Source organism: Haloterrigena gelatinilytica, from assembly GCF_013342145.1.
GTDB lineage: Archaea > Halobacteriota > Halobacteria > Halobacteriales > Natrialbaceae > Haloterrigena > Haloterrigena gelatinilytica.
The window spans coordinates 3940886-3961038 of record NZ_JABUQZ010000001.1; the positions used below are offsets into that span (position 1 = coordinate 3940886).

Sequence of the window (20153 nt, forward strand, 5' to 3'; positions counted from 1 at the left end):
GCCCGACGGCGGTGCGGTCCACCGGCAGTACTATCGCGGTTGTCGACCCGTCGATCCGCCGGAACATTATTGACGGCAGTGACGAATCGTGACTCATGAGTAGCGCGGCCGGACCCCTCTCCGAACCGCAGGTGCTGGCCCACACCAAGCGGCGGCTCTTTCCGACCGAGGGCGGCGCGGAGCGTTCGTACGTCGTGGCCGACACGCAGTTCTCGCAGGACGAGTGGCTGCCCGGACGCCCCATCGAACCGGCGATCCGGGACCGGCTGGCGCCGTTCAACCACGTGCAGGTCGGCGGCGGCTACCCGGATCTCGTGGGCGTTCGCGACCTCGAGTCGGATCTGCTCGCGGTCGAACGGCTGGGCGAGGAACCGCCGCTGATCGCCATCGAGGCGAAGGGGTACGCCAGCGGCGGCGTGGACACGCAACGCGGCATCGTCCAGGCCTACGACCGGCTCCACGAGGCCAACGCGGCGTACCTCGCGGCGCCGGCGGCGGCGATCTCGGAAACCGATCGGACGCTGGCCCGGGAGCTGAACGTCGGCGTACTGGGCGTCGACGCCGCCGGCGACGTCGAGGCGCTCGAGGTGCCCCGAATCGTCGGGAATCGGACCTCGAGCGAGGCGACGGCGCTGCGGTTCCAGGCCGGCGCGCAGGGCGTAGCGGACAAGTCGTTCGGGCTGAACCATCCGAAGAACTACCTCGGCTACCCGCTGGCCCACTACGCCGACGGTGAGACCGCGGACCTGCTGTCGGAGTACCAGGTGGTAAACGCCGTTACGGATGCGCGACGCGGAGCGGCGTTCCTCGGTCTGATCGACGACGGGACGAGGATCGAATTGACGTCGTTAGGAGACGAGGTGATTCGCTTCGCGAAGGCTCGCTACGGGACCGTCGAGCGGGCACTCGAGGAATTCGAAGACTGGCACGGATCGCCGAAGCGATTCAGCGAGCTGGCCCCGGAATGGGGAATGCTAGCGCGACGCGTTGTTTTCGACTACGAGGCGACGGAATTGCTCGTTCGGGAGCTGCAGGACATGCACGAGGACGGTATCGAAGCGCCGTCGCTCGTCGACGTCGTTGCCTGGGTACACGAGTTTCACCCATCGTTTACCGTCGAATTGTTCATTCGGGGCGACGAGGATATCCGGAGCCGCGTACTCACCGAAGACGGGGAGCTTCGGCTCGCGGAACTCGAGGACGGAAACGTGTACCACTCGCCGACGGTCTTTCAGCTGAAGGCGATGTTGTATCACGCTGGCATCCTCACGACGCGAGGGGACGAACCGAGCGAACTCGAGCCCCTCGAGGACGTCTGGGCGCTCCGCGAGCCGGTCTGAGGCTGAGGGGGCGACCGTCGTCCGTGCCGAGGGAAGGCGAGAGACCGCTCCGAGCGTTCGGTTACGGCCACTCGACGGTTTCGTCGGATCCGGCCTCGATCTCGACGGTCCCGCTGTCGACGGGGATCCCGCTTTGATTGTAGACCTCGACCGTGACGTCGTACGTATTTCCGTCGACTCCGCCCTGTCGCTGGCCCTCAGCCGGGTAGACGACCGTTCCGGTCGGAGCGTCGTCGCTCGATTTCGTCCGATCTGCCCAGTCCCGTTCCGTGTTATCGAACTCGACCTGTACCTCGTCGAACTCCTCGAGTCGGGTTACCTCGTAGTCGACGGTAAACCGGTTGTTCGTGTATTGCTCGTCGTTCGTGACGGAGAATCCGACGAGTTTCGGATCATCCTCGCTCCCGAGATCGTCGCCCGGCGGATTCTCACCGTCGGCGGTGGTCGTCGTCTCCGTATACAGTTCCGTGACCTCACCCGACTGGTCGTAGACGCGAAACCGGAACTCGTAGGTATCGCCATCGGCGCCGCCGTCGCCCCCGCCTCCCCGCGGATATGAAACGGACCCCTCTTTCGTCGTCTGAACGTACGTCTCTTTCCCGATGTAGCCTGCATCGAGGTTCTCGACCTCGATTTCGATCCGGTTGAAGTCGGGAAGCCGCCGCACCCGATAGGAGATCGTAAACGCCGCGTTCCCGTTTCGCGTGCGATCGCGAATCTGTTCGCTGACGACCGGTGGGTCCGTGACCGTGACCGCCCTCGTCAGCGTGATCTCCACCGCGTCCCCCGAGGCGGTGACCTCGAACGGCAGCGCCGCCTCCCCGGTCGAACTGTCGCGGTCGACGGAGACAGCGACCGATCGGGTCGCTCCGTCGGCGAGTGCGAATCCGGTGTCCGAAAGCTCTCCCTGCCCGGGATTGGACAGTGAGATGGAGACCTCGAGGAGTCCGTCGGTATTGTTCGTCAGGTCGACGAGGTGTTGGTCGTCGATGCCGGGGCGGACCGCGTCGGTCCGCTGGAGGCCGAGCAACGCGCTATCGTCGTCGCTAGTGGCGAGGTGTGTGAGTCGGCCCGCACTGACCTGCGAAAACGCGCCCGTGTCGCTGCGGATCGCGACTCCGCCGGCGATAAGCGCGCCGCCGGCGAGAAACGAGCGTCTCGTCGGTCCACTCCTCGATCGTCTGCGTCGGTTTCGCCCCATCGTTCCCCCAACTCGGTTAACTCTTCTACGAATTGATCTGTGAAAGTATTGGTGGCCCGATGAGTCTCCATCGGATCGGCCATTAGAACGGTCTCTCGGTCGGCGTGCGATCGATGAGACGCTTTACCGGGTAGCCGTGAGACCTCGAGCGACTCGTACGTGTCTCCGACCGTCGAACGAGAGTAGACGCCCACGGTGTCACGACGGCGAGCCACCGACTGATGGCCGCGGGGACGTTCTTCCCCGCCATTTTTCACCCCGTTCGGATAGTATCAACCATGACCCACGGGCTGGAGCCGACGGAGGAGTACGACGGCTCGATCACGGTGCGGCTCTTAGACGACCGGTCGGGAACCGAGGAGATCCGCTGTTCGTCCTACGAGGACGCGATCGACCGCGTCAGGGAACGCCAGCACGCGGTCACGGCGGCGAAGATCGTCGCCGGCGACGGCTCCGTCGTGTTCACCTCCGCCGAGATGGACATCGACGACTGGGAGAGCGTCTGGCGACGGGAGAAACGTCGGCAGTCGGTGCAGGTCGAAGACCACGACTGTCCGTACGACAGCGTCTCCTGTTTCCCCGACGATCTCTGCGTCCAGTGTCAGATCGACGCGGTTCGGGACGGCTACTGAGCGCGGAAGCGTATCCGCCGGCGGTCCTACGGCGATTCGAACCCGTGTCGCTCTCGGTGGGCGGCCAGGAACGTCGCGTGCGGCCGATGCTCCGTTTCGTCGGGGAGCGTTAGTTCCTCGCCCTCGAGTCGCGCGAACTCCTCGTACCCCTCGAGGTCGGGACGGTCAGCGACCAGTACGCGGTAGTCGTCGGTCACCGCGAGCCACCCGGCGTCGAACGCCCAGTGGTGGAGCCGGCAGAGCGCGAGCCCGTTCCGGACGGTATCGCGGCCGTTCTCCTTCTTCGGGTAGATGTGGGCCGCTTCGATGTCGACGGTCCCGGCGGGCGACTCGCGTGACGCGCCGCAGATCGCACAGCGCCGGTCGTAGGCGGTTGTCACTCGCTTCGCGAAGGCGCTCGAGCGGACGCGCCGCTGCGTCGCGGTGAACTCCGCCTCGTCGGCCGTGAGCGCGGGTTCGTCCGCATCGCCTCCGTCGCCGGCGTCGGTTCCGGACGACTCGTTCTCGATTCCGGCGCCGCCGTCGACCACCGAGTCGGCGAGCGCCGCGAATTCGGCCGGATCGTCGATCTCGAGTCGTTCCAGCGTGAACCGGTAGACCAGTCGATCACCGTCGGCGTCGGCCACGTACTCGGCGTCGACGACGTCGACCAACCCCTCGTACCGGAGCCGGTCCTCGTCCGCCGGCTGGTAGAGGAAGTAAACCGGCACCACGGCCCCTTCGGCGAGATTGACCAGCGCCCCGTTCGCGGGCGTCAACTGCTGGTCACCTTTCGAGGGGACGCCCTCGCCGATATAGGTGAAGCGCTCGCCCTCGAGGTCGTCGCCGTACGGGCCGTCCTCGCGAGCCTTCACGATGATGTACGCCGGTTCTCCGTCGTCGTCCGTCCGCGGGTTGATCCCCTTGATGTAGGAGCCGAAACTCGTGTCGAACGCGGCCTCGAGTTCCGACTGCGAGTAACCGGTCCCGCGCTCGAGCGCCGGAAGCCCGGACGCGACCCGCTGCGCCAGTCGCTCGCCGCTCTCGGTCAGCGAGTTCAGCCCGTCCGACCGCTCGACGTAGCCGAGGCTCTGCAGCCAGCCGCGGTGCTGTGCGGGACCGGAGGGGTCGGTCCACTCGACCTCCGAATGGTCGGCTGCGATCGCCGCCCCGAGTTCGGCGTCCGTCTTCGGCCCGTCGAACAGCGCCTCGAGAAGCGTCTCGAACCCGCGGACGTTCTCCGCGAGCGCGTCGAACAGGATCTCGGGGTCCGACTCCGCCACCCACTGGACGCCCCGATCGGTGAGTTCGACCTGCGCTTCGTCGAGTGCGAGCAGCCCGATCGCCTCGAGAAACCGCAGTCGGTCGGCGATTCCCGCGTCGCTGGTCGCTCGCGTGTTGGCTTTCACCCACTCGAGAAGCGCCGGCAACTCCGGTTCCTCGGTGAGCACGTAGTGACAGCACTCCTCGAGGACGGTCGTGTAGTTCCCCGCACCGCCGAAGAACCGGACGGCGATGTTCCGTTTGTCTCCACCCATTCGCGTGGCTATCGGTTAGCCCCACGAGAGATAAATCAACGGGACAGTCTTGGCAGTAACGAGGACGAAAATAACGACTCGACGTTCGACCGAACGGTTGCGTACGACCTCGAAAACAGCCTACAGGGAGGGACCGGAAACGCCGGAGGACCGATCGGAGCCGATCGTGACGGGTTCGAGCGAAATCTCGATCCCGTTGCCCGTTCCGTCGACGACGACGGTGTGACCGGCGTACTCGAACTCGAGGGACGAGAACCCGGAACTCGAGGAGAGGGTGTCGATGACTTCGGGATCGATGACGTTGTAGAGCGGATCGAGTTCGATCGGATCGATTCCGGAGGCGTCGGCAACGAGTTCGATGACGGCCATACTCGGGTTATCGTCGTCGGCCGCCACTGTCGTCGAATACTCGGAGTTCATAACTAACGCTGTTGGGACCGGGAGTAAAGAAAATGACTCAATTTTTCGGCCCGCGTCCAACAGGCAAAATCACAGTTCGCTCGGACGAACTGTCGCTCCCGTCGCTACTCTCGAACGCGTTCGTATCGAACTTCTTCGAACGGCCATATATGGACTTCGGAATGACGCGTCCGTTTTCAATGGGCGGTCGCGTCCGTCAATCCCGTCGCGGGACCTCGTGACGGCCGAACCCGTACCGGAGCCGGTTCGCGAGGCGCCGCGAGAAGCGTCCGTCGTCGGCCCGCGAGCCGAACCGTTCGGAGAGCGCCGTGTAGATCAGGGGGAGCGGCACCTCCTGTTCTAAGGCCTCCTGGACGGTCCAGGTCCCTGTCGAGCCGCCCTCGATACGATCGGCGACGGTTCCGAGGTCGTTCCCCTCCTCGCGGAACGCCTCCTCGCAGAGTTCGAGCAGCCACGACCGGATGACGGCGCCGTTGTTCCAGACCGACGCGACTGACTCGAGGTCCAGATCGTAGCGACCCTCGTGGAGCAACTCGAAGCCCTCGCCGTACGTCTGCATCAGGGCGTACTCGACGCCGTTGTGGATCATCTTCACGTAGTGGCCCGAGCCGGCGGGCCCCATGTGCTCGTGGCCGTCGGGACCGGTCGCGACCGCGTCGAAGACGGGCGTCAGCTCGTCGTAGGCCCACTCGGGGCCGCCGACCATCAGCGAGAAGCCGAGTTCCGCGCCCGCGGGGCCGCCGGAGGTGCCACAGTCCAGATACGCCGCGGGACAGGACGCCGCGCGGCGCACGGAGTCCTCGAAGTAGGAGTTGCCGCCGTCGACGACGACGTCGTCGCCGCCGAGGTGGCTCTCGAGTTCCTCGAGGGTCGCGTCGACGGCCTCCCCGGCGGGAACCATCAGCCAGATGCGCTTGTCGTCGCCGAGGCGGTCGGTCAGGTCCGCGATCGACTCCGCCGGCTCGGCGCCGGCGTCGGCGGCCGTCGCGACGGCCTCCGCATCGAGGTCGAAGGCGACGACGTCGTGGCCGGCCTCGAGGGTGCGGTCGACGACGATCTGTCCCATGCGTCCGAGTCCGATTACGCCCAGTTGCATGGGGACCACTCGGCGGGGCTGCGAGGTAGTGGTTGTGATTTCGCGGGCTGCGGCCGTACCCGGCGCGTCGACTCGTGCGCGTTTCGACGGCCCGTTCGAGCGCGTTTTGCTGTTCGGTCGCTCACTCGAGCGCGCGACGTGGCGTCGCTCCCGGTGGAGACGCGCCGGCACCGCCTCCGTGCGATCCGCTGGTGTCGCTGGCCGACGCTATCGACGGAGAAGGAACGAACTGCCACGTACCGCTAGCATACCGTCTCGCTCGCAACCGGTGCAGTGACCCGAGTCAGCCGACCGATCAGTGCAGCGGCTCCTCGAGTCGGGCCCAGCCGATCGCGTCGAGGACGACGATGCGGTCGTTGTAGTGGACGTAGACGCCGTTGTACTCCCCGCCGGAGCCGCTGTAGTAGGGCAGCGAGCCGCGGACGGTGTCGACGACGGACCAGGCGCCGTCGCGGTCGATCGTGACGTGTTCCCATTCCTCGCGCGCGTCGTTGCGGACCGCGCGGTCGATGGCGCGTCGCGCGCCCGGAATCTCGGCCAGCCGCTGGGAGGTGCTGTCGACGACGGTCGCGCCGTCGGGAACCTCGTCGCGGCCGATGATTCGTGCGCCGAGGTTCGCTTTCGATCGCGACGGCGAATCGGTGCGCTGACCCGAGCGAAGCGCGTATCCGGCGACTGCGGCCGTTCCGACCGCCAGCAGCGACAGCGCCATTTCTTTGCCCCTGATCATCATGGGAGTACCTTACAGTAACTGATTAAGTATCTTTCGCAAGAATGTCCGGCTTTCGTTGGCGTCCGGACGACAGAATTGCGGCGCGAACTGTCCCGTTCGGCCGACGGTCGCCGTTCGACGGTATTCAGAGAAGCGCCGCGGCGTTGGACGTGATCGCGCCGCCGACGACGAGCAATCCGATGGCGACGACCGCCCCCGCCCGGTACACGGGGAGCGCGTTGGCCGCCGGCTCGCGGAGTTTCTTCCCGTTGAGTCCCGTCTCGAGTCGCTTCGCGCCGATCTCGACGAGACCGGCCAGAAGCGCCCAGAGGATCACCATTCCGAGCACCAGGTGACCGTTGGTCGTCTCGAAGAGCGTTTCCGACGTGTAGCGCTGGCCGGCGAGGTGGCCGCCGGAGAGCAGCAAGACGAGGGCGCTCACGCGCGAGATCGTAGTCAGTTTTCCGGAGATCGCCTCGAGGGGCTTGGTCGTGTTGAACGCCCCGTCCCGCGCGAGGGGCAACACGACGAACGCGACGTAGAAGACGCTGCCGGCCCAGATCCCGGCGAAGATCAGGTGAATCGTCTGGGCGAGGAACGCATCAACCATACCGACTGCCTCGGAGGGATGGAGTATCAGCGTTCCGACTCGCGGTCGAGCGCGATGTCGACTCGGGCGCCGAGTCCCGTCACTCGAGCCAGTCGGGGAGCCACGCGACCAGCCGTCGCCGGAGGAGCGCGTAGACGATCGAGAGGACGACGCCGACGAGAACGACGACGGCGATCGGGCCGTCGAAGACCGCCAGCGCGGGCACCGCGAGGACGGTGGCGAGCGCGGCGTCTTCGGGGGCGCCGTCGTACCGGATCCAGCGCCGCGGTCGGAGCCACCGGCCGCGGACGTGGTCGTAGACGGCCCGGTCGTGTCGGTGGTTCCACGGGTCCATCTCGGGGCCGCTGCCGGCGGCGTCGCTGACCGCGTGGAGCCACGCGGCGACGGCGAAGGCAGCGAGCGCGGCCGTGAGCGAGCCGGGGGCGGCGACGGCGACGCCGACCGCGAGAACGGCGACCGCGGCGCCCGCCACCGGGAAGTGAAACGTCCGTCGATGGTCGAAGACGAGGTCGAAATCGGGGGCGAGTCCGCCGAGTATCGCCCCGACGGCCAGCGGCGTCGCCAGTTCCGGCAGCAGGTAGGCGACCGGGGCGACGGCGGCGAGTCCCGCGAACACGTGCGTCGTCGCCATCATCGGTACGGCTCCCGCAGACGGACGATCGCAAACGGATACGCGAACCGGCACGCCGCCGCCATCGATTCACTCGAGGCCTTCGCCCTGATAACTCCCGTCGTAGACGCCCTCGTGGTCGGCTTCCGCGAGGACCAGCTGGGCGATCCGGGCGCCGCGTTCGATCTCGACGTCGTGGTGGACCTGCAACAGGCCCTCGCCGCGGCCCTCGTAGCCGGCGTCCCAGACGGCCGTGTTCAGCATACAGGAGTTGCGCATCAGCGACGAGCGAGGATAGACGAAGCCGATGTGGCCCTCCGGAATTTCGATCCGCTCGCCGTAGCGGGCGACGTAGGCGCCCTGTGGCAGGTAGTAGGTGTCGGGATCCTTCTGCTCGAGTTCCTCGAGGGGGCGGGCGACGCGGTCGCCGACCTGCTTGCCGTCCCGGCCGATTCGACCCGGCTCGAGCTGTTCGAAGACGACGTCCAGCGTGAGGTCGACGCCGTTGGGCTGGATCTGATCGGCGGCCGTCGGCGAGACGTGCTCGGCGACGAACGTACCGGAGCGGAACATGTACTGCAGACGCTTCGGGACGGAGAAAAGCGTACCGTTCGGGACGGCCCGTACGGGACGACCACGCGTCACATGCCGGGCGGTATCGGGCCCCGACAGACGCGGCCGCGCACCCCGCGGCGTCCGTTCGCTTGCCCGGCAATAATTACGGGAAAACTGTCGTGTTCGCCGCTCTTATCCCCGCGCTGGCTCGCGGAAACACGCTGGATTTATCACGACGGAAAGCCGAGTTTTGGGTGCTATGGGACAGACTCTCACCGAGAAGATTCTCGACGACCACCTCGTCGAGGGCGAACTCGAGACCGGCGAGGAGATCGGGATCGAGATCGACCAGGTGCTCACACAGGACACGACCGGGACGATGGTCTGGCTCCAGTTCGAAGCCATGGGACTGGACGAGGTCCAGACCGAAATCGCCGCCCAGTACTGTGACCACCAGACGTACCAGTTCGACTTTAAGAATACTGACGACCACCGCTTCCTCCGCTCTGCGGCCGGCACGTACGGCGCATATTTCTCTCGGCCCGGCAACGGTATCTGTCACAACGTCCACCGCGAGAACTTCGCGGCGCCCGGCAAGACGCTGCTGGGATCCGACTCCCACACCCCGACGCCCGGCGGGCTCGGCGAACTCGCCATCGGCGCCGGCGGGATCGACGTCACCGTCGCCATGGGCGGCGCGCCCTACTACATCGAGATGCCCGAGATCGTCAACGTCCGCCTCGAGGGTGAACTCCCCGAGTGGGCCACCGCGAAGGACGTCATCCTCGAGCTGCTCCGTCGCCTCAGCGTCAAGGGCGGCGTCGGCAAGATCCTCGAGTACACCGGTCCGGGCGTCGAGACCCTGACCGCGCCCGAGCGCATGACCATCACCAACATGGGCACGGAGCTCGGCGCGACCTCGTCGATCTTCCCGACCGACGAGCAGACCGAGGACTACCTCGAGCGCGTCGGCCGCGCCGACGAGTACGAGGAGCTCCAGCCCGACGAGGACGCCGAGTACGACGACGAGATCGTCGTCGACCTCTCCGACCTCGAACCGCTGATCGCCCAGCCCTCGATGCCCGACAACGTCGTCCCCGTCCGCGAGGTCGAGGGCCAGGACGTCAACCAGGTCATCGTCGGCTCCTGTACCAACGGCGGCTACGAGGACATACTTCCGGCCGCGAAGATGCTCGAGGGCCGCGAGGTCAACAAGAAGACCGAGATGATCGTCGCGCCCGGTTCCAAGCAGGCCTCCGAGATGCTCGCCCGCGAGGGCTGGGTCGCGGAGATGATGGCCGCCGGCGTCAACTTCTCCGAGGCCACCTGCGGCGCCTGTATCGGCATCGGTCACGTCCCCGCCAGCGACTCCGTTTCGCTGCGGACGTTCAACCGCAACTTCGAGGGCCGCTCGGGTATCGAGGACGACAACGTCTTCCTCTGCTCGCCGGAGGTCGCCGCCGCCGCGGCGATCAAGGGCGAGATCATCGACCCGCGCGACCTCGCCGAGGAAGAAGGCGACCTCGAGGCGCCCGGCATCGAACTCCCCGACGAGTACGACGGCTCGAAGGCGGACCTCATCACGCCCGACGAGGCCGTCGACGACGAGCTCGTCAAGGGCCCGAACATCGGCGACGTCCCGCTGAAGGACCAACTCGGCTCCGACATCGCGGGTGAGGCCCTCCTGAAGATGGAGGACAACATCACGACCGACCACATCATTCCGGCGACCCAGGACATCCTGATGTACCGGTCGAACATCGACAAGCTCTCCGAGTTCACCCTCTCCCGCGTCGACGACACGTTCGCCGAGCGCGCTCGAGAGGCCGACGGCGGCGTCCTCGTCGCCGGCGAGAACTACGGTCAGGGCTCCTCGCGAGAGCACGCCGCGATGTGTCCGATGTACCTCGGTATCGAGGCCGTCCTCGCACAGAGCTTCGCGCGCATCCACCGCGCGAACCTCTTCAACTTCGGCATCGTGCCGCTGACGATCGACGAGGACACCTACGCCGACATCGATCAGGGCGACGAGGTCGAGATCGTCGACGACGTCTACGACGCCGTCACCTCCGGTCAGGAGGAGTTCACGGTCCGCGTCAACGGCGACGAGGAGTACACCGCGACGCTGGACGCCTCCGAGCGCGAACGCGACATCCTCGCGGCCGGCGGCAAGCTCGCCTGGACGAAAGAACAGGCCGAGAGCGGCTCCGGCGCCGCCCCCGCCGACGACTGATCGGACGCGACGACGCGGCCGTTACCGCCGTTTGATTTCCTCTTTCTTTCGATGCGCGATCTCGCCGCTCGAGCGTGAGCGCTCCCCGCGCTACCGGAGTCGAGCGACCCCGCGGGTCGAGCGTCACCGTCTTGAGCGAGCGGCCGATAGCACGAGCGAATGCCACCGGCAGGACACGAAAACGCCGGCTACCGCCGCCTGTTCGACCGCGACGGCCTGACCTTCGGCGCCGGCTTCCCGTTGACGGGAGCGAACCGTTCGACCCCCGATATCGAGTCCGAACTGCGACTCGCCGAGCACGCCGAGCGGGTCGGCTTCGACGGCCTCTGGGCGCGGGACGTTCCGACCTACTGGCCGAAGTTCGGCGACGCCGGCCAGACGTTCGACACGTGGCCGTGGCTCTCCCACGTCGCGGCCCGCACCGACGACGTCGCGCTCGGCACCTCGAGTATCGTCCTCACGCTGCGCCACCCGATCCACGTCGCCAAGTCCGCCGCGACCGTCGACCGGCTCTCGGACGGCCGGCTCGTCCTCGGCGTCGCCTCCGGCGACCGCGACCCCGAGTACCCCGCCTTCGGCGTCGACCGCGAGGAGCGGGGCCGGGCGTTTCGCGAACGGTTCGAGGCCGTCCGCACAGTCTGGCGGGAGGACTTTCCGACCGTCGAAGGAGAGTGGGGCTCCCTAGAGGGCGACCTTGAGGTCGTCCCCGAGCCCACGACCGAGACGATCCCGCTCCTCCCGACGGGCAACGCCCGTCAGTCCCGCGAGTGGATCGCCGAGCACGGCGACGGCTGGTTATTCTATCACCTCCCGGAACGCACGCTGGAGGAGTACCTCGTCGAGTGGCGCGAGTCGGCCGGCGAGAAACCGTTCGCCATCGCCGTCCGCGTCGAGTTCGCCGACGATCCGACGGCCGACGCCGAACCGCTGCACCTCGGCTTTCGGGCCGGCGTCGAGTGGTTCCGGGATTACTTCCGGCGACTCGAGGAGTACGGCCTCGACCACGCCATCATCGGGTTCGAAAACGAGGATCGCGAGGCGGCGCTGTCGACGTTCGCCGACGAGATCATGGCGACGCTGTAGCTTCCGGATCCGCAGTCGCGACGTAGCGGTCGATCACGGGCGGTCCCGTGTCGCCTCGGTGACGGCGCTGAATCCGGCGTCGAACAGTTCGACCGTCGCACCCGTCGGACTACCGGGTTGACCGCCCGGACTCGCCGGTCCGCCGAGTTCCGCGAGTACGAGTTCGACGGCGGCTCCGTCGAGCGCCAGCGGGTTCGCGAGCGCGACGGTGAGTCGGTTCGGCTCCAGCGTCTCGATCGTCGCCGGACGGTCGGCGCCGTCGACAGTGACCGAGACCGACGGCCCGTCCGCGTCGGTGAAGTCGATCGCGCCGGCGGTCTCGGCGTCGCGGTAATCGAGTCGGAGCGCCTCGAGGCCGTGCGTCGTGGTGTCGACGCCCTCCAGTAGCCACCGGTGTTCGAAGACGCCGCCGCCTCGCTGGGACACCGACAGCAGCGCCCGTTCGACCGAAACGCCGGGAACCGAAAGCGAGAGGTCGCGCTCGGCGTCGACCCGCGTCTCCGCGCCCGTCGCCGTGACGTCGACGGTTCCGGTTATCGTCGAGCCGACCGACGATCCGATCGCTGCCGGCGTCGGCTCGACCGTAATCTCCGCGAGGCGGTCGCCCGGGTCCAGCGGATCGCCCGCGTCACCGCCGACGAGCAGTCCGTCTCCGTCGACGGCCGCTGCCTCGTCGGCCGTCCGAAGCCGAAACTGATCGGACGCGAGGGTGAGCGCGATAGGCGCGGAGAGCCCGTTGACGACGGAGAACGTCGCGGGCGACGGCCGGGGGCCGTCTTCGAACAGGGTACCGCCGGCCTCGACGCCGTCCTCGGTCAGTCCCAGGTAGGCGGCGGCATCGCCGGCGGCGTCGACGACCGCGTCTCGCCGGGCCGCCGATCGCGAGAGGCCGAGTGTCTCGACGGCAAGGGTTCCGCTCGAGGCGGCCATCAACAGCAGCGCTGCGCGTCTGGTTCGCTTCATCTCATCGCCCCCCTTCCGTTCGGTCCCGGTACTCGAGTTCCACGGCCGGCGGTTCGTCGGCGATCCCGAGCCGGTTGCGCCGCGCGTAGTAGCGGTGTGCGAGCGCGGAGACGCCGAAGGCGACGACGACGAACACGCCCCACGCGTACGACGGGAGGTCGGCGAACGGCGGGAAGCCGGCGACGGTCGCCCCGAGCAACAGCGTGGCCACCGCCGTCAGTCCCAGATAGTAGTCGCTCCACGGGATCTCTCGTCCGCGAACGACGTCCATGTAGATCTCGACGTTCTCGAGCGCCGGGGTGGGTTCGACGACCCCCCGATCGCGGTCGAACTCGACGACGCCGGCCTTATCCAGCTTCGGTAGATGCGACTGCTGGAGCGCCGTATAGACTCGCTTTCGATCGGTGCTCGAGACCTCCTCGTAGGCGAGTCCGTCCTCCGCCGCGGCGATCTCCTGCGAGAGGTCGCCGATGTCGATCGTCTCCGCTTCGTCCATCAGCGTGTGAAGGATGTGTCGTCGTCGTCGGTTCGACAGGAGCTCGAAGAGTTCGTCTTCGGTCAATTCGTCTCGGTTTCGTCGCGGGACGTTCCGGTCCCGAGTCTGTTCCGCGTGGCATCCCCCCATTCAATCGGACGTAGGACGCGTCCGGAAATAAAACTATTGAAATCCTGAACTTCACTAATTAAATTATATTGGAGTAGATATATTTGTTCCCGTGATAAGCTTCGATAGTCCTCCGATCGACGGTCACAGACCCGCTTTCGGGAGTTTCCCGGAACAGTCGTCGTCGCTCGATTCTCTCGCGATGCGGGGTCAGTCACCGGTTGACCGAGAGTCAATCGGATCGAGACCGCCTCCGAATCGTACTCAGGGGTCGATTGACCGAAAGCCACCGATGCGCCGATCGCAGTCTACGGACCGCTGACCCGCACGCGACTCGAGTCAACCGCCCCCATGCGACGCAGCACGTTCGCTCCGCCGCTCGTTGATAGAAGGTAAACCAGTAGCAGAATTAACTCCACGACTGTATTACAATATTCCCTGCTATCCATCGCTGAATCGTGGTTCCCGCGAGAAGCGGGGCGACGGGGTCTCGCGGACGACCGTCCGCGAGGTTCCGCTCACCACACCACCAACCATGCAACGACGCAAATTCGTCATCGGAATGGGCGCACTGGCATCCGGAACCGCCGCCGCGATCGGGACGGGGGCGTTCTCGAGCGTGAGCGCGAATCGTGACATCGACGTCGAAGTCGCCGACGACGCTTCGGCCTACCTGCGACTCGAGGGTACCGGCGGCGACAACGCGGACTACGTCACCGACGACGGGAACGGCGGTACGCTGACGATCGACCTCAGTCCGAGCAACGACGGCGTCGCGGGCGGCGGCGAGGGGGTCAACCCCGATGCGGTCACGCAGATCGGGAACCTGTTCGACATCGAGAACCAGGGGACGCAGGAAGTCGACGTCACCGTGGCCAAACACGGCGACAACGCCGACCTCGTCGCGTTCTACCCGGACGGCGAGGCCTACGACGGCGACTCGCTGACCGACAGCGCGGTCACGCTCGGCGCCGGCGAGAGCACGACGATCTGTCTCGAAATCGATACCGAAGACAGCGGCCTCGGCGACGGCGACGAACTGCTCGACTCGGTGACCTTCAGCGCGACCGCGTAACTGGGTGGATAACAGATGGAACGACGCAACTTCGTCCTGAGTATCGGTACGCTCGCGGCGGGCGGCGGACTCGCCCTCGGTACCGGCGCGTTCAGCAGCGTCCGGGCCGAGCGCGACGTCGCCGTCACCGTCTCCGAGGACGCCAGCGCGTACCTCGGCGTCCAGCCCGGCGACGGGCCGAACGGCAATTACGCGGACACGACCGACAGCGACGCGCTCGCGATCACCCTGACCGGCGACAACGACAACGTCGGTGACAGCATCGCCGGCGGCCAGGGTCTGAACGCCAACGCGGTCACGGGAATCGAGGACATCTTCCAGATCCAGAACCAGGGCACTCAGGAGGTCGAACTCCGGGTCACGCCGCTGGCGTTCGGCGACGTGGACTGGCAGGACTTCGACGGCGTGCTGGGCGTCCTGCTCGTGCCCCAGGCCGGCGAAGTCGGGATCGACCTCGAGTGGCCGCCGTGGGAGAGCAACTTCGTCTCGATCTCGACGCTGTCGCCCGGCGAGGAGATCGAGTTCAGTCTGGCGGCGTTCGCCCTCCCGGAAACGGCGGTGGACTCGGTCGCCGTCAACGACGAGATCGAAATCACCGCGGAGGAGGTCTAAGAGATGACGGACACGACACCCACGCTCGACGACTACGAGACGGTAGCGGGTATCGAATTCGACCTATCCGACGAGGAACTCGACCGGGAGACGATCAACGCGGAGCTAGAGCGACTCTTCTCCGCGTAGCGCCGCGACGCCGATTTTCGCCGTAACGAGCCGCGTTCGACTGTCACCGATACCTCGAACACATGTTATAAATCGAAATATACAAGTAATTTTATAAAATTAGTTCAGGTGTACGAATGATTCACCGGGGGGTGACGCGGGTGTTCCAGGGGCTCGTACTCGCGAGTATTCTCGCCCTGTTCGCGGGGCAGATACTCGGACAGCCGATCCTGCTGGGGTTCGTCGAGACCGGCAGCATGGAGCCGACTATCGAGACCGGCCACGGGTTCGTCGCGGTTCCGGCCGTCGTGACGGACGATCCGGAGCCCGGCGACGTGATCGTCTTCGAGGCCGAGGCGATCGACGGCGGCGGGCTGACGACTCACCGGGTGGTCGAGGAGACCGAGCGGGGGTACGTCACGCGGGGCGACGCCAACCCGGTTACGGATCAGGACTCGGGGGAACCGCCCGTTCAGGACGGACAGATCGTCGCGAGCGCCTGGCGACCCACGGGCGAGGTCGTCACGATACCCCATCTCGGGACCGCCGTGATGACGGTCGGCGACGTCGTCGAGTCCACCCAGAGTCGACTGTCGGTCGCGTTCGGGCTCGGATCGATCCGGGGAACGTCGGGGCTGGCGTATCTGGGTCTCGGGCTATCGGGAGCCCTCTACGCCATCGAGACGGTCCGCGAGCGCCGCAGCGCGTCCGACGAGTCGCGGTTGGGCGGCGACGACGGGACGGCGCTCGATCCGCGACTCCTCTGTGGCGCCTTCGCGCTGCTGGTCGTCGTCGCCGCCGCGGGTGCGATGCTCGTCCCCGCCGGGACCCAGTCGTACGGCGTCGTCAGCGCGGAGTTCGACTCCGAGCAGGCGCTGGTGATCGAACGGGGAACCACCGAGACGGTGCCGTACGTCGTGGCCAACGACGGGGCCGTCCCCGTCGTCTCGTACGTCGAAACGGAGAGCGACCGCGTCGCGGTCGACGAGGGACCCGCGACCGTCGGTCCGCGGGACGACGCCGAAGTCCCCCTGTCGATCTCGGCGCCCGCCGAGACCGGCCACTACCCGGCCTACGTCACCGAGTACCGGTACCTGCACGTGCTCCCGCTGCCGGTGATCGACGCCCTCCACGACGTCCATCCGTGGTCGCCCGTCGTCGTCATCGTCTCGCTGCTCGGCGGGCTCACGTACGGTGTCGGCCGTCGGCTCTGTGGCCCCCGCGATCCGCGCTCGCGGCGGGACGCGGCTCGCGACCGGCAGACGAAGACGCGCTCGCTCATCCGGAGACGCTACTGACACATGGTATCGCTACTGACGGACGCCGACGGCGACGAAACGGGGCGGGAGCGACGGCTGCGGCTTCGCGCCCTGTTCGCGGAGTATCGGACGGTGCTACTGATCGCGTTCGTCGTCCTGCTCGGCCTCGGCGCGTGGCTGAGCTACGGCGCCTACGCCACCTCGGAGACGGCGACCGAGCAACAGCTCGAGCACCGCTGGACGGCGACGGGGGAGTTCTCTCACGGTGCCGTCGTCACCGAGTCCAACCCCGTCCATCCCGAGGGGACGCGCCTCGAGAACGAGTCGCTGTACTACGAGGGGATCGCGCCGACGGTCGACGGCGAGTTCGCCGGCGGATACGACGCCGGCGGCGGCGAGGACGTCCGCGTCTCGGTCGCGGTCGACCTCGTCTATCGATCGGTCGACCCGAACGGCGACGGCGTCTACTGGAGCCGACGAACGGAACTCGAGTCGGCGACGGCGACGGACGTCGCGCCGGGCGAGGCGGTCACCGCGTCGTTCGCCGTCAACGTCACGGCGGTCAGGGAGTCGATCGCCGAGATCGAGCGGGAGGTCGGGACCGGCCCCGGCGAGACCGAGATCGTCCTCGACCTCGAGCGGACGGTCGACGGCCGGATCGACGGCGAGCGCCGCTCGGCGAACCACAGCTACGAGGTGCCGATCACGACGGACGGGGAGGCGTACCGCCTCGAGGCCGACGGCTCGTACGACGAACCACGAGAGGAGCACGAGTCCGTCGAGGTCCCCGTCTCGGCGGGGCCGCTTCGATCCGTCGGCGGACCCCTGTTGCTGGGGCTGGGCGCGACCGGTATCGGTGCCGTGGGAGTTGTAACGCGCCGGTTCCCGGAGCTGACGGAGACCGAGCGCGAGTGGCTGGCCTACCGGGCCGACCGCTCGGAGTTCGAGGAGGTGATCACGACGGTCAGTCTACCCGCGTCGGGACTCGCAGAGCCTCGTGCGACGGTCGACTCGCTGGCGGCGCTCGCGCGCCTCGGAATCGATCTCGAGGCGGCGGTGCTCTTCGATTCGGACGAGAACCGCTACGTCGTCCGCGGCGACGGCGTCCGATACGTCTTCGAGCCGCCGCGGCCGCCGACCGGGGACGATCTGCTCGCCCCCGTGACGATGGGGACTGATTCGGCGGCAGACGACGATACCGACACCGGCGGCGAGGGGATCGCAGTCGGCGAGACCGACGGATCCGACGCGTCGGCGACCGAATCCGATACCGGGTCCGCGCCGGTGACTGTTTCCGACGGCCGCGACGCGGACTCCGACCGATCGGCGCGTAGCGAGACGGCCGAGGTCGCTGTCGAACCGACTGCTCCCGCCGTCGAATCGGCGACGAAAGCGCCCCGCGGCCCGTCGAGCGAGACGAGCCGCGAGCCGCCGCTCGAGTCGTCGTCGGAGTCGTCGGAGCCGGCGTCCGACTCGACTGCCGGTATCGACGACGAGGACCTGCTCGCACTCGCCGGACTCGAGCCCAGGGACCTTTCGGGGCCCCGCCTGTTCGAGTCGACGGGAGACGGCGACGAGGAGCGGGCGGATCGATCCGAGGGCGGGCCCGATCACTGACGGGACGGTCGGGGCGGCCGTCGGCTCAGTCCTCGCCGTCCGCGCGATCGCGAAGCTGCCGCTTCTGCCGGCGTTCGGTCACGTGATCGACGCCGTCGGCCAGTTCCTCGCGGACCTCGGTCTCGAAGGCGTCGACCTCCGCTACGAACTCGTCGGAGAACTCCTCGACGAGTTCGAAGGTCCACTGGTCGCTGACCGCGCCGGCCGGGAGGTGGTCGTCCCTGAGGGCGTCGGCCCACTCCTCGTGGCCGGCCTCGCGGAGGGCGTCCTCGGCGTCGCCCATTCGGTCCATCGCGTGGCCCAGCTCGTGGTGGAACTCGAGGAGGGTCCCGTAGGCTCGGTGGACGTACTCGATCCCGAGCTGGAGTTCGTGCAGCGCGTCCGCTTCGACGTCGCTCAACTCGAGGTCGTCCGGGTCGCGTTCCATACCGGTCGGACGCCGACCGCGAGGAAAGCCCTTGGGCCAAACAGCGTCCGATTCTCGCGGCCGATACCGGAGCCGCAACACTCTCGGCGGTCGACTCGAGAGGAGTCGTGAACGCGATGGCGATACTCGACGACCTCTCGGGCTACGAGTTCGAGGACCTGATGGAGGACGTGTTTCGACACTGCGGCTACGAGAACGTCCGCCAGTCGCGGCGGACGGCAGACGAGGGACGGGACATCCTGATGGAGGAAGTCGTCGACGGCCGCCGCCGGGCGGTCGTCGTCGAGTGCAAGCACACGGGGACCGTCAGCCGGCCGGTCATCCAGAAACTCCACTCGGCGGTCGCGACCTACGACTACGACGGGCCGGTCCGCGGGACGGTCGTGACGACCGGTCGGTTCACCGAGCCCGCACGCGAGTACGCCGCGAACCTGGGGTCGAACCGGGAGGGCGGCGTCGAACTCCTCGACGGACGGGACCTCCGGGAGATCGGCGCGGAGATCGGTCTGGATCTCTACAACGGTCGGATCGAGATCCTCTGCGAGGAAGCGCTCCGGCCGACCCACCCCACCGCCGGTCGAGACGCGCCGGTCTTCGAGGCCGTCCGCGAAATCGAGAACCTCGAGGCCGCGACGATTCCGACGCCCGAGACGACGGTCGCGCTCGAGCCGGTGGTCACCGTCCGCGCGACGACCGACGCGACGTTCGAGACCTCCGTCGGCGTCATCCACCGGATCGACGAGGCGACCGACCTCGCGATCCGCGCCGACCGCGACGAGCCGCGGGCCGCGACCGGCGACGTTCGCGACCTCGCCGCCAACCGCTCGGCGTCCCGTATCGACCTCGAGGCGGCCGACCTCGAGTCGACCTTCGACGGCGTCGAGCGCCGCCGGTTCGGACAAACTGAGACCGAGTACAAGGAGTGGGCCGTCGACCGCCTCCGGCAGGCGCAGACGACGACGGTCCACTACACGGGCGACAACAACGTCGACTACGAGAAGACCTGCACGCCCAAGCGGTCGGACATCTCGGTCCGCGATATCGACCCCGTCTACGTCCCGCACGTCCGGTCTCGCCTCTCGCTGGGCGAGTACGACTACCGGTACGCCTACCGCGCCGCCGGCCCCTCGCGGGCGACCACGCGAAACGACTTCCGGGAGTGCGTCCACTGCGAGACGGCGGGCGCGAGCGAGACCTACACCTACTGCGACAACTGCGGGAGCGTCAACTGCGAGGAGCACACGAAAACGGAGCGACTCGAGGGCGACCCCGTCTGTACCGGCTGTGCCGTCACCGAACGGTTCGCGCTCGAGACGAAGTACTTCTACGACGAGGCGAACCTCGAGGCCTTCCGCGAGGAGTACGCGGCCATGGCGATCCACGAGAAGGCCACGGAGAACGTCCCGTTGGCCGTCGGAAGCGTCCTCTGTGCGCTGCTCGCGACGTTCTTCGTCGCGAGTTCGATCGGGCTCGTCTAGC

At 67.3% G+C, this 20153-nt stretch carries 21 protein-coding genes; 10 read left to right on the forward strand and 11 right to left on the reverse strand.

Going from position 1 to position 20153, the window contains the following annotated elements; genetic code table 11:
- Positions 1-95: 95 nt before the first annotated feature.
- Positions 96-1340 carry a hypothetical protein gene (locus tag HTZ84_RS19595; protein WP_174682202.1) on the forward strand — a complete coding sequence of 415 codons (1245 nt, stop codon included), beginning with the start codon at positions 96-98 and terminating at the stop codon, positions 1338-1340.
- A gap of 61 nt (positions 1341-1401) precedes the next feature.
- Here the strand turns inward: HTZ84_RS19595 and HTZ84_RS19600 are convergent, their stop codons facing one another.
- The gene (locus HTZ84_RS19600) at positions 1402-2541 is read right to left on the reverse strand and encodes a hypothetical protein (RefSeq protein WP_174682203.1); all 1140 of its coding nucleotides are present in this window, start codon (positions 2539-2541) and stop codon (positions 1402-1404) included.
- 278 nt (positions 2542-2819) lie between these two features.
- On the opposite strand from HTZ84_RS19600, the gene HTZ84_RS19605 reads away from it, so the two are divergent.
- A complete protein-coding gene (locus HTZ84_RS19605) occupies positions 2820-3173 on the forward strand; it encodes a hypothetical protein (RefSeq protein WP_174682204.1) in 354 nt (117 codons plus the stop codon).
- A 26-nt stretch (positions 3174-3199) separates the two neighbouring features.
- Here the strand turns inward: HTZ84_RS19605 and HTZ84_RS19610 are convergent, their stop codons facing one another.
- The 7 genes from HTZ84_RS19610 to HTZ84_RS19640 form a co-directional block, all read right to left on the reverse strand.
- Complete coding sequence (locus HTZ84_RS19610) at positions 3200-4690, reverse strand: HNH endonuclease (RefSeq protein WP_174682205.1); 1491 nt, start codon at positions 4688-4690, stop codon at positions 3200-3202.
- A 120-nt stretch (positions 4691-4810) separates the two neighbouring features.
- Positions 4811-5110 carry a HalOD1 output domain-containing protein gene (locus tag HTZ84_RS19615; protein ID WP_174682206.1) on the reverse strand — a complete coding sequence of 100 codons (300 nt, stop codon included), beginning with the start codon at positions 5108-5110 and terminating at the stop codon, positions 4811-4813.
- Positions 5111-5306: 196 nt separating this feature from the next.
- Positions 5307-6206: a phosphogluconate dehydrogenase (NAD(+)-dependent, decarboxylating) gene (gene gnd / locus HTZ84_RS19620; RefSeq protein WP_174682207.1), complete on the reverse strand. Its 900-nt coding sequence runs from the start codon at positions 6204-6206 to the stop codon at positions 5307-5309.
- A 295-nt stretch (positions 6207-6501) separates the two neighbouring features.
- Positions 6502-6939, reverse strand: coding sequence for a hypothetical protein (locus tag HTZ84_RS19625; protein WP_174682208.1), 438 nt, complete (start codon positions 6937-6939; stop codon positions 6502-6504).
- Positions 6940-7063: 124 nt separating this feature from the next.
- Positions 7064-7528, reverse strand: a complete 465-nt coding sequence (locus HTZ84_RS19630) for a copper resistance protein CopD (protein WP_174682209.1) — start codon at positions 7526-7528, stop codon at positions 7064-7066.
- 79 nt (positions 7529-7607) lie between these two features.
- Positions 7608-8162, reverse strand: a complete 555-nt coding sequence (locus HTZ84_RS19635; RefSeq protein WP_174682210.1) for a metal-dependent hydrolase — start codon at positions 8160-8162, stop codon at positions 7608-7610.
- A 66-nt stretch (positions 8163-8228) separates the two neighbouring features.
- Entirely contained in the window at positions 8229-8711 is a 483-nt protein-coding gene (locus tag HTZ84_RS19640; RefSeq protein ID WP_174682211.1) for a deoxyuridine 5'-triphosphate nucleotidohydrolase, read from the reverse strand.
- Between the two features lie 241 nt (positions 8712-8952).
- Here HTZ84_RS19640 and HTZ84_RS19645 point away from each other — a divergent pair, with 241 nt between their 5' ends.
- Together HTZ84_RS19645 and HTZ84_RS19650 are read left to right on the forward strand one after the other, a co-directional pair.
- Complete coding sequence (locus tag HTZ84_RS19645; RefSeq protein WP_174682212.1) at positions 8953-10926, forward strand: aconitate hydratase; 1974 nt, start codon at positions 8953-8955, stop codon at positions 10924-10926.
- Between the two features lie 159 nt (positions 10927-11085).
- Positions 11086-12009, forward strand: a complete 924-nt coding sequence (locus HTZ84_RS19650) for a TIGR03571 family LLM class oxidoreductase (RefSeq protein WP_174682213.1) — start codon at positions 11086-11088, stop codon at positions 12007-12009.
- A 33-nt stretch (positions 12010-12042) separates the two neighbouring features.
- Here HTZ84_RS19650 and HTZ84_RS19655 read toward each other — a convergent pair whose 3' ends face one another.
- Positions 12043-12972 (reverse strand): hypothetical protein, encoded by a 930-nt coding sequence (locus tag HTZ84_RS19655; RefSeq protein WP_174682214.1) that lies wholly within the window; start codon positions 12970-12972, stop codon positions 12043-12045.
- A 1-nt stretch (position 12973) separates the two neighbouring features.
- Positions 12974-13597, reverse strand: a complete 624-nt coding sequence (locus tag HTZ84_RS19660) for a DUF7344 domain-containing protein (RefSeq protein WP_174682215.1) — start codon at positions 13595-13597, stop codon at positions 12974-12976.
- Between the two features lie 514 nt (positions 13598-14111).
- Here HTZ84_RS19660 and HTZ84_RS19665 point away from each other — a divergent pair.
- The 5 genes from HTZ84_RS19665 to HTZ84_RS19680 all read left to right on the forward strand — a co-directional run bounded on the left by HTZ84_RS19665 (position 14112) and on the right by HTZ84_RS19680 (position 18247).
- Positions 14112-14651, forward strand: coding sequence for a DUF1102 domain-containing protein (locus HTZ84_RS19665; protein ID WP_254611785.1), 540 nt, complete (start codon positions 14112-14114; stop codon positions 14649-14651).
- A gap of 15 nt (positions 14652-14666) precedes the next feature.
- Positions 14667-15263, forward strand: coding sequence for a hypothetical protein (locus HTZ84_RS19670; protein ID WP_174682216.1), 597 nt, complete (start codon positions 14667-14669; stop codon positions 15261-15263).
- 3 nt (positions 15264-15266) lie between these two features.
- Complete coding sequence (locus HTZ84_RS23060) at positions 15267-15392, forward strand: hypothetical protein (protein WP_256403184.1); 126 nt, start codon at positions 15267-15269, stop codon at positions 15390-15392.
- Positions 15393-15508: 116 nt separating this feature from the next.
- Complete coding sequence (locus tag HTZ84_RS19675; protein WP_174682217.1) at positions 15509-16669, forward strand: signal peptidase I; 1161 nt, start codon at positions 15509-15511, stop codon at positions 16667-16669.
- A gap of 3 nt (positions 16670-16672) precedes the next feature.
- On the forward strand, positions 16673-18247 hold the full coding sequence (locus HTZ84_RS19680; RefSeq protein ID WP_174682218.1) for a DUF5305 domain-containing protein: 1575 nt from the start codon (positions 16673-16675) through the stop codon (positions 18245-18247).
- 25 nt (positions 18248-18272) lie between these two features.
- Here HTZ84_RS19680 and HTZ84_RS19685 read toward each other — a convergent pair whose 3' ends face one another.
- The gene (locus HTZ84_RS19685; protein ID WP_174682219.1) at positions 18273-18674 is read right to left on the reverse strand and encodes a hypothetical protein; all 402 of its coding nucleotides are present in this window, start codon (positions 18672-18674) and stop codon (positions 18273-18275) included.
- 116 nt (positions 18675-18790) lie between these two features.
- On the opposite strand from HTZ84_RS19685, the gene HTZ84_RS19690 reads away from it, so the two are divergent.
- Complete coding sequence (locus tag HTZ84_RS19690; RefSeq protein WP_174682220.1) at positions 18791-20152, forward strand: restriction endonuclease; 1362 nt, start codon at positions 18791-18793, stop codon at positions 20150-20152.
- The last annotated feature ends 1 nt before the right edge of the window (position 20153 follow it).

Coding starts and splice junctions, on each gene's coding strand:
- HTZ84_RS19595 (WP_174682202.1), top strand. CDS start 96: ATGAGTAGCGCGGCCGGACCCCTCTCCGAACCGCAGGTGCTGGCCCAC.
- HTZ84_RS19600 (WP_174682203.1), bottom strand. CDS start 2,541: ATGGGGCGAAACCGACGCAGACGATCGAGGAGTGGACCGACGAGACGC.
- HTZ84_RS19605 (WP_174682204.1), top strand. CDS start 2,820: ATGACCCACGGGCTGGAGCCGACGGAGGAGTACGACGGCTCGATCACG.
- HTZ84_RS19610 (WP_174682205.1), bottom strand. CDS start 4,690: ATGGGTGGAGACAAACGGAACATCGCCGTCCGGTTCTTCGGCGGTGCG.
- HTZ84_RS19615 (WP_174682206.1), bottom strand. CDS start 5,110: ATGAACTCCGAGTATTCGACGACAGTGGCGGCCGACGACGATAACCCG.
- gnd (WP_174682207.1), bottom strand. CDS start 6,206: ATGCAACTGGGCGTAATCGGACTCGGACGCATGGGACAGATCGTCGTC.
- HTZ84_RS19625 (WP_174682208.1), bottom strand. CDS start 6,939: ATGATGATCAGGGGCAAAGAAATGGCGCTGTCGCTGCTGGCGGTCGGA.
- HTZ84_RS19630 (WP_174682209.1), bottom strand. CDS start 7,528: ATGGTTGATGCGTTCCTCGCCCAGACGATTCACCTGATCTTCGCCGGG.
- HTZ84_RS19635 (WP_174682210.1), bottom strand. CDS start 8,162: ATGATGGCGACGACGCACGTGTTCGCGGGACTCGCCGCCGTCGCCCCG.
- HTZ84_RS19640 (WP_174682211.1), bottom strand. CDS start 8,711: ATGTTCCGCTCCGGTACGTTCGTCGCCGAGCACGTCTCGCCGACGGCC.
- HTZ84_RS19645 (WP_174682212.1), top strand. CDS start 8,953: ATGGGACAGACTCTCACCGAGAAGATTCTCGACGACCACCTCGTCGAG.
- HTZ84_RS19650 (WP_174682213.1), top strand. CDS start 11,086: ATGCCACCGGCAGGACACGAAAACGCCGGCTACCGCCGCCTGTTCGAC.
- HTZ84_RS19655 (WP_174682214.1), bottom strand. CDS start 12,972: ATGAAGCGAACCAGACGCGCAGCGCTGCTGTTGATGGCCGCCTCGAGC.
- HTZ84_RS19660 (WP_174682215.1), bottom strand. CDS start 13,597: ATGGGGGGATGCCACGCGGAACAGACTCGGGACCGGAACGTCCCGCGA.
- HTZ84_RS19665 (WP_254611785.1), top strand. CDS start 14,112: ATGCAACGACGCAAATTCGTCATCGGAATGGGCGCACTGGCATCCGGA.
- HTZ84_RS19670 (WP_174682216.1), top strand. CDS start 14,667: ATGGAACGACGCAACTTCGTCCTGAGTATCGGTACGCTCGCGGCGGGC.
- HTZ84_RS23060 (WP_256403184.1), top strand. CDS start 15,267: ATGACGGACACGACACCCACGCTCGACGACTACGAGACGGTAGCGGGT.
- HTZ84_RS19675 (WP_174682217.1), top strand. CDS start 15,509: ATGATTCACCGGGGGGTGACGCGGGTGTTCCAGGGGCTCGTACTCGCG.
- HTZ84_RS19680 (WP_174682218.1), top strand. CDS start 16,673: ATGGTATCGCTACTGACGGACGCCGACGGCGACGAAACGGGGCGGGAG.
- HTZ84_RS19685 (WP_174682219.1), bottom strand. CDS start 18,674: ATGGAACGCGACCCGGACGACCTCGAGTTGAGCGACGTCGAAGCGGAC.
- HTZ84_RS19690 (WP_174682220.1), top strand. CDS start 18,791: ATGGCGATACTCGACGACCTCTCGGGCTACGAGTTCGAGGACCTGATG.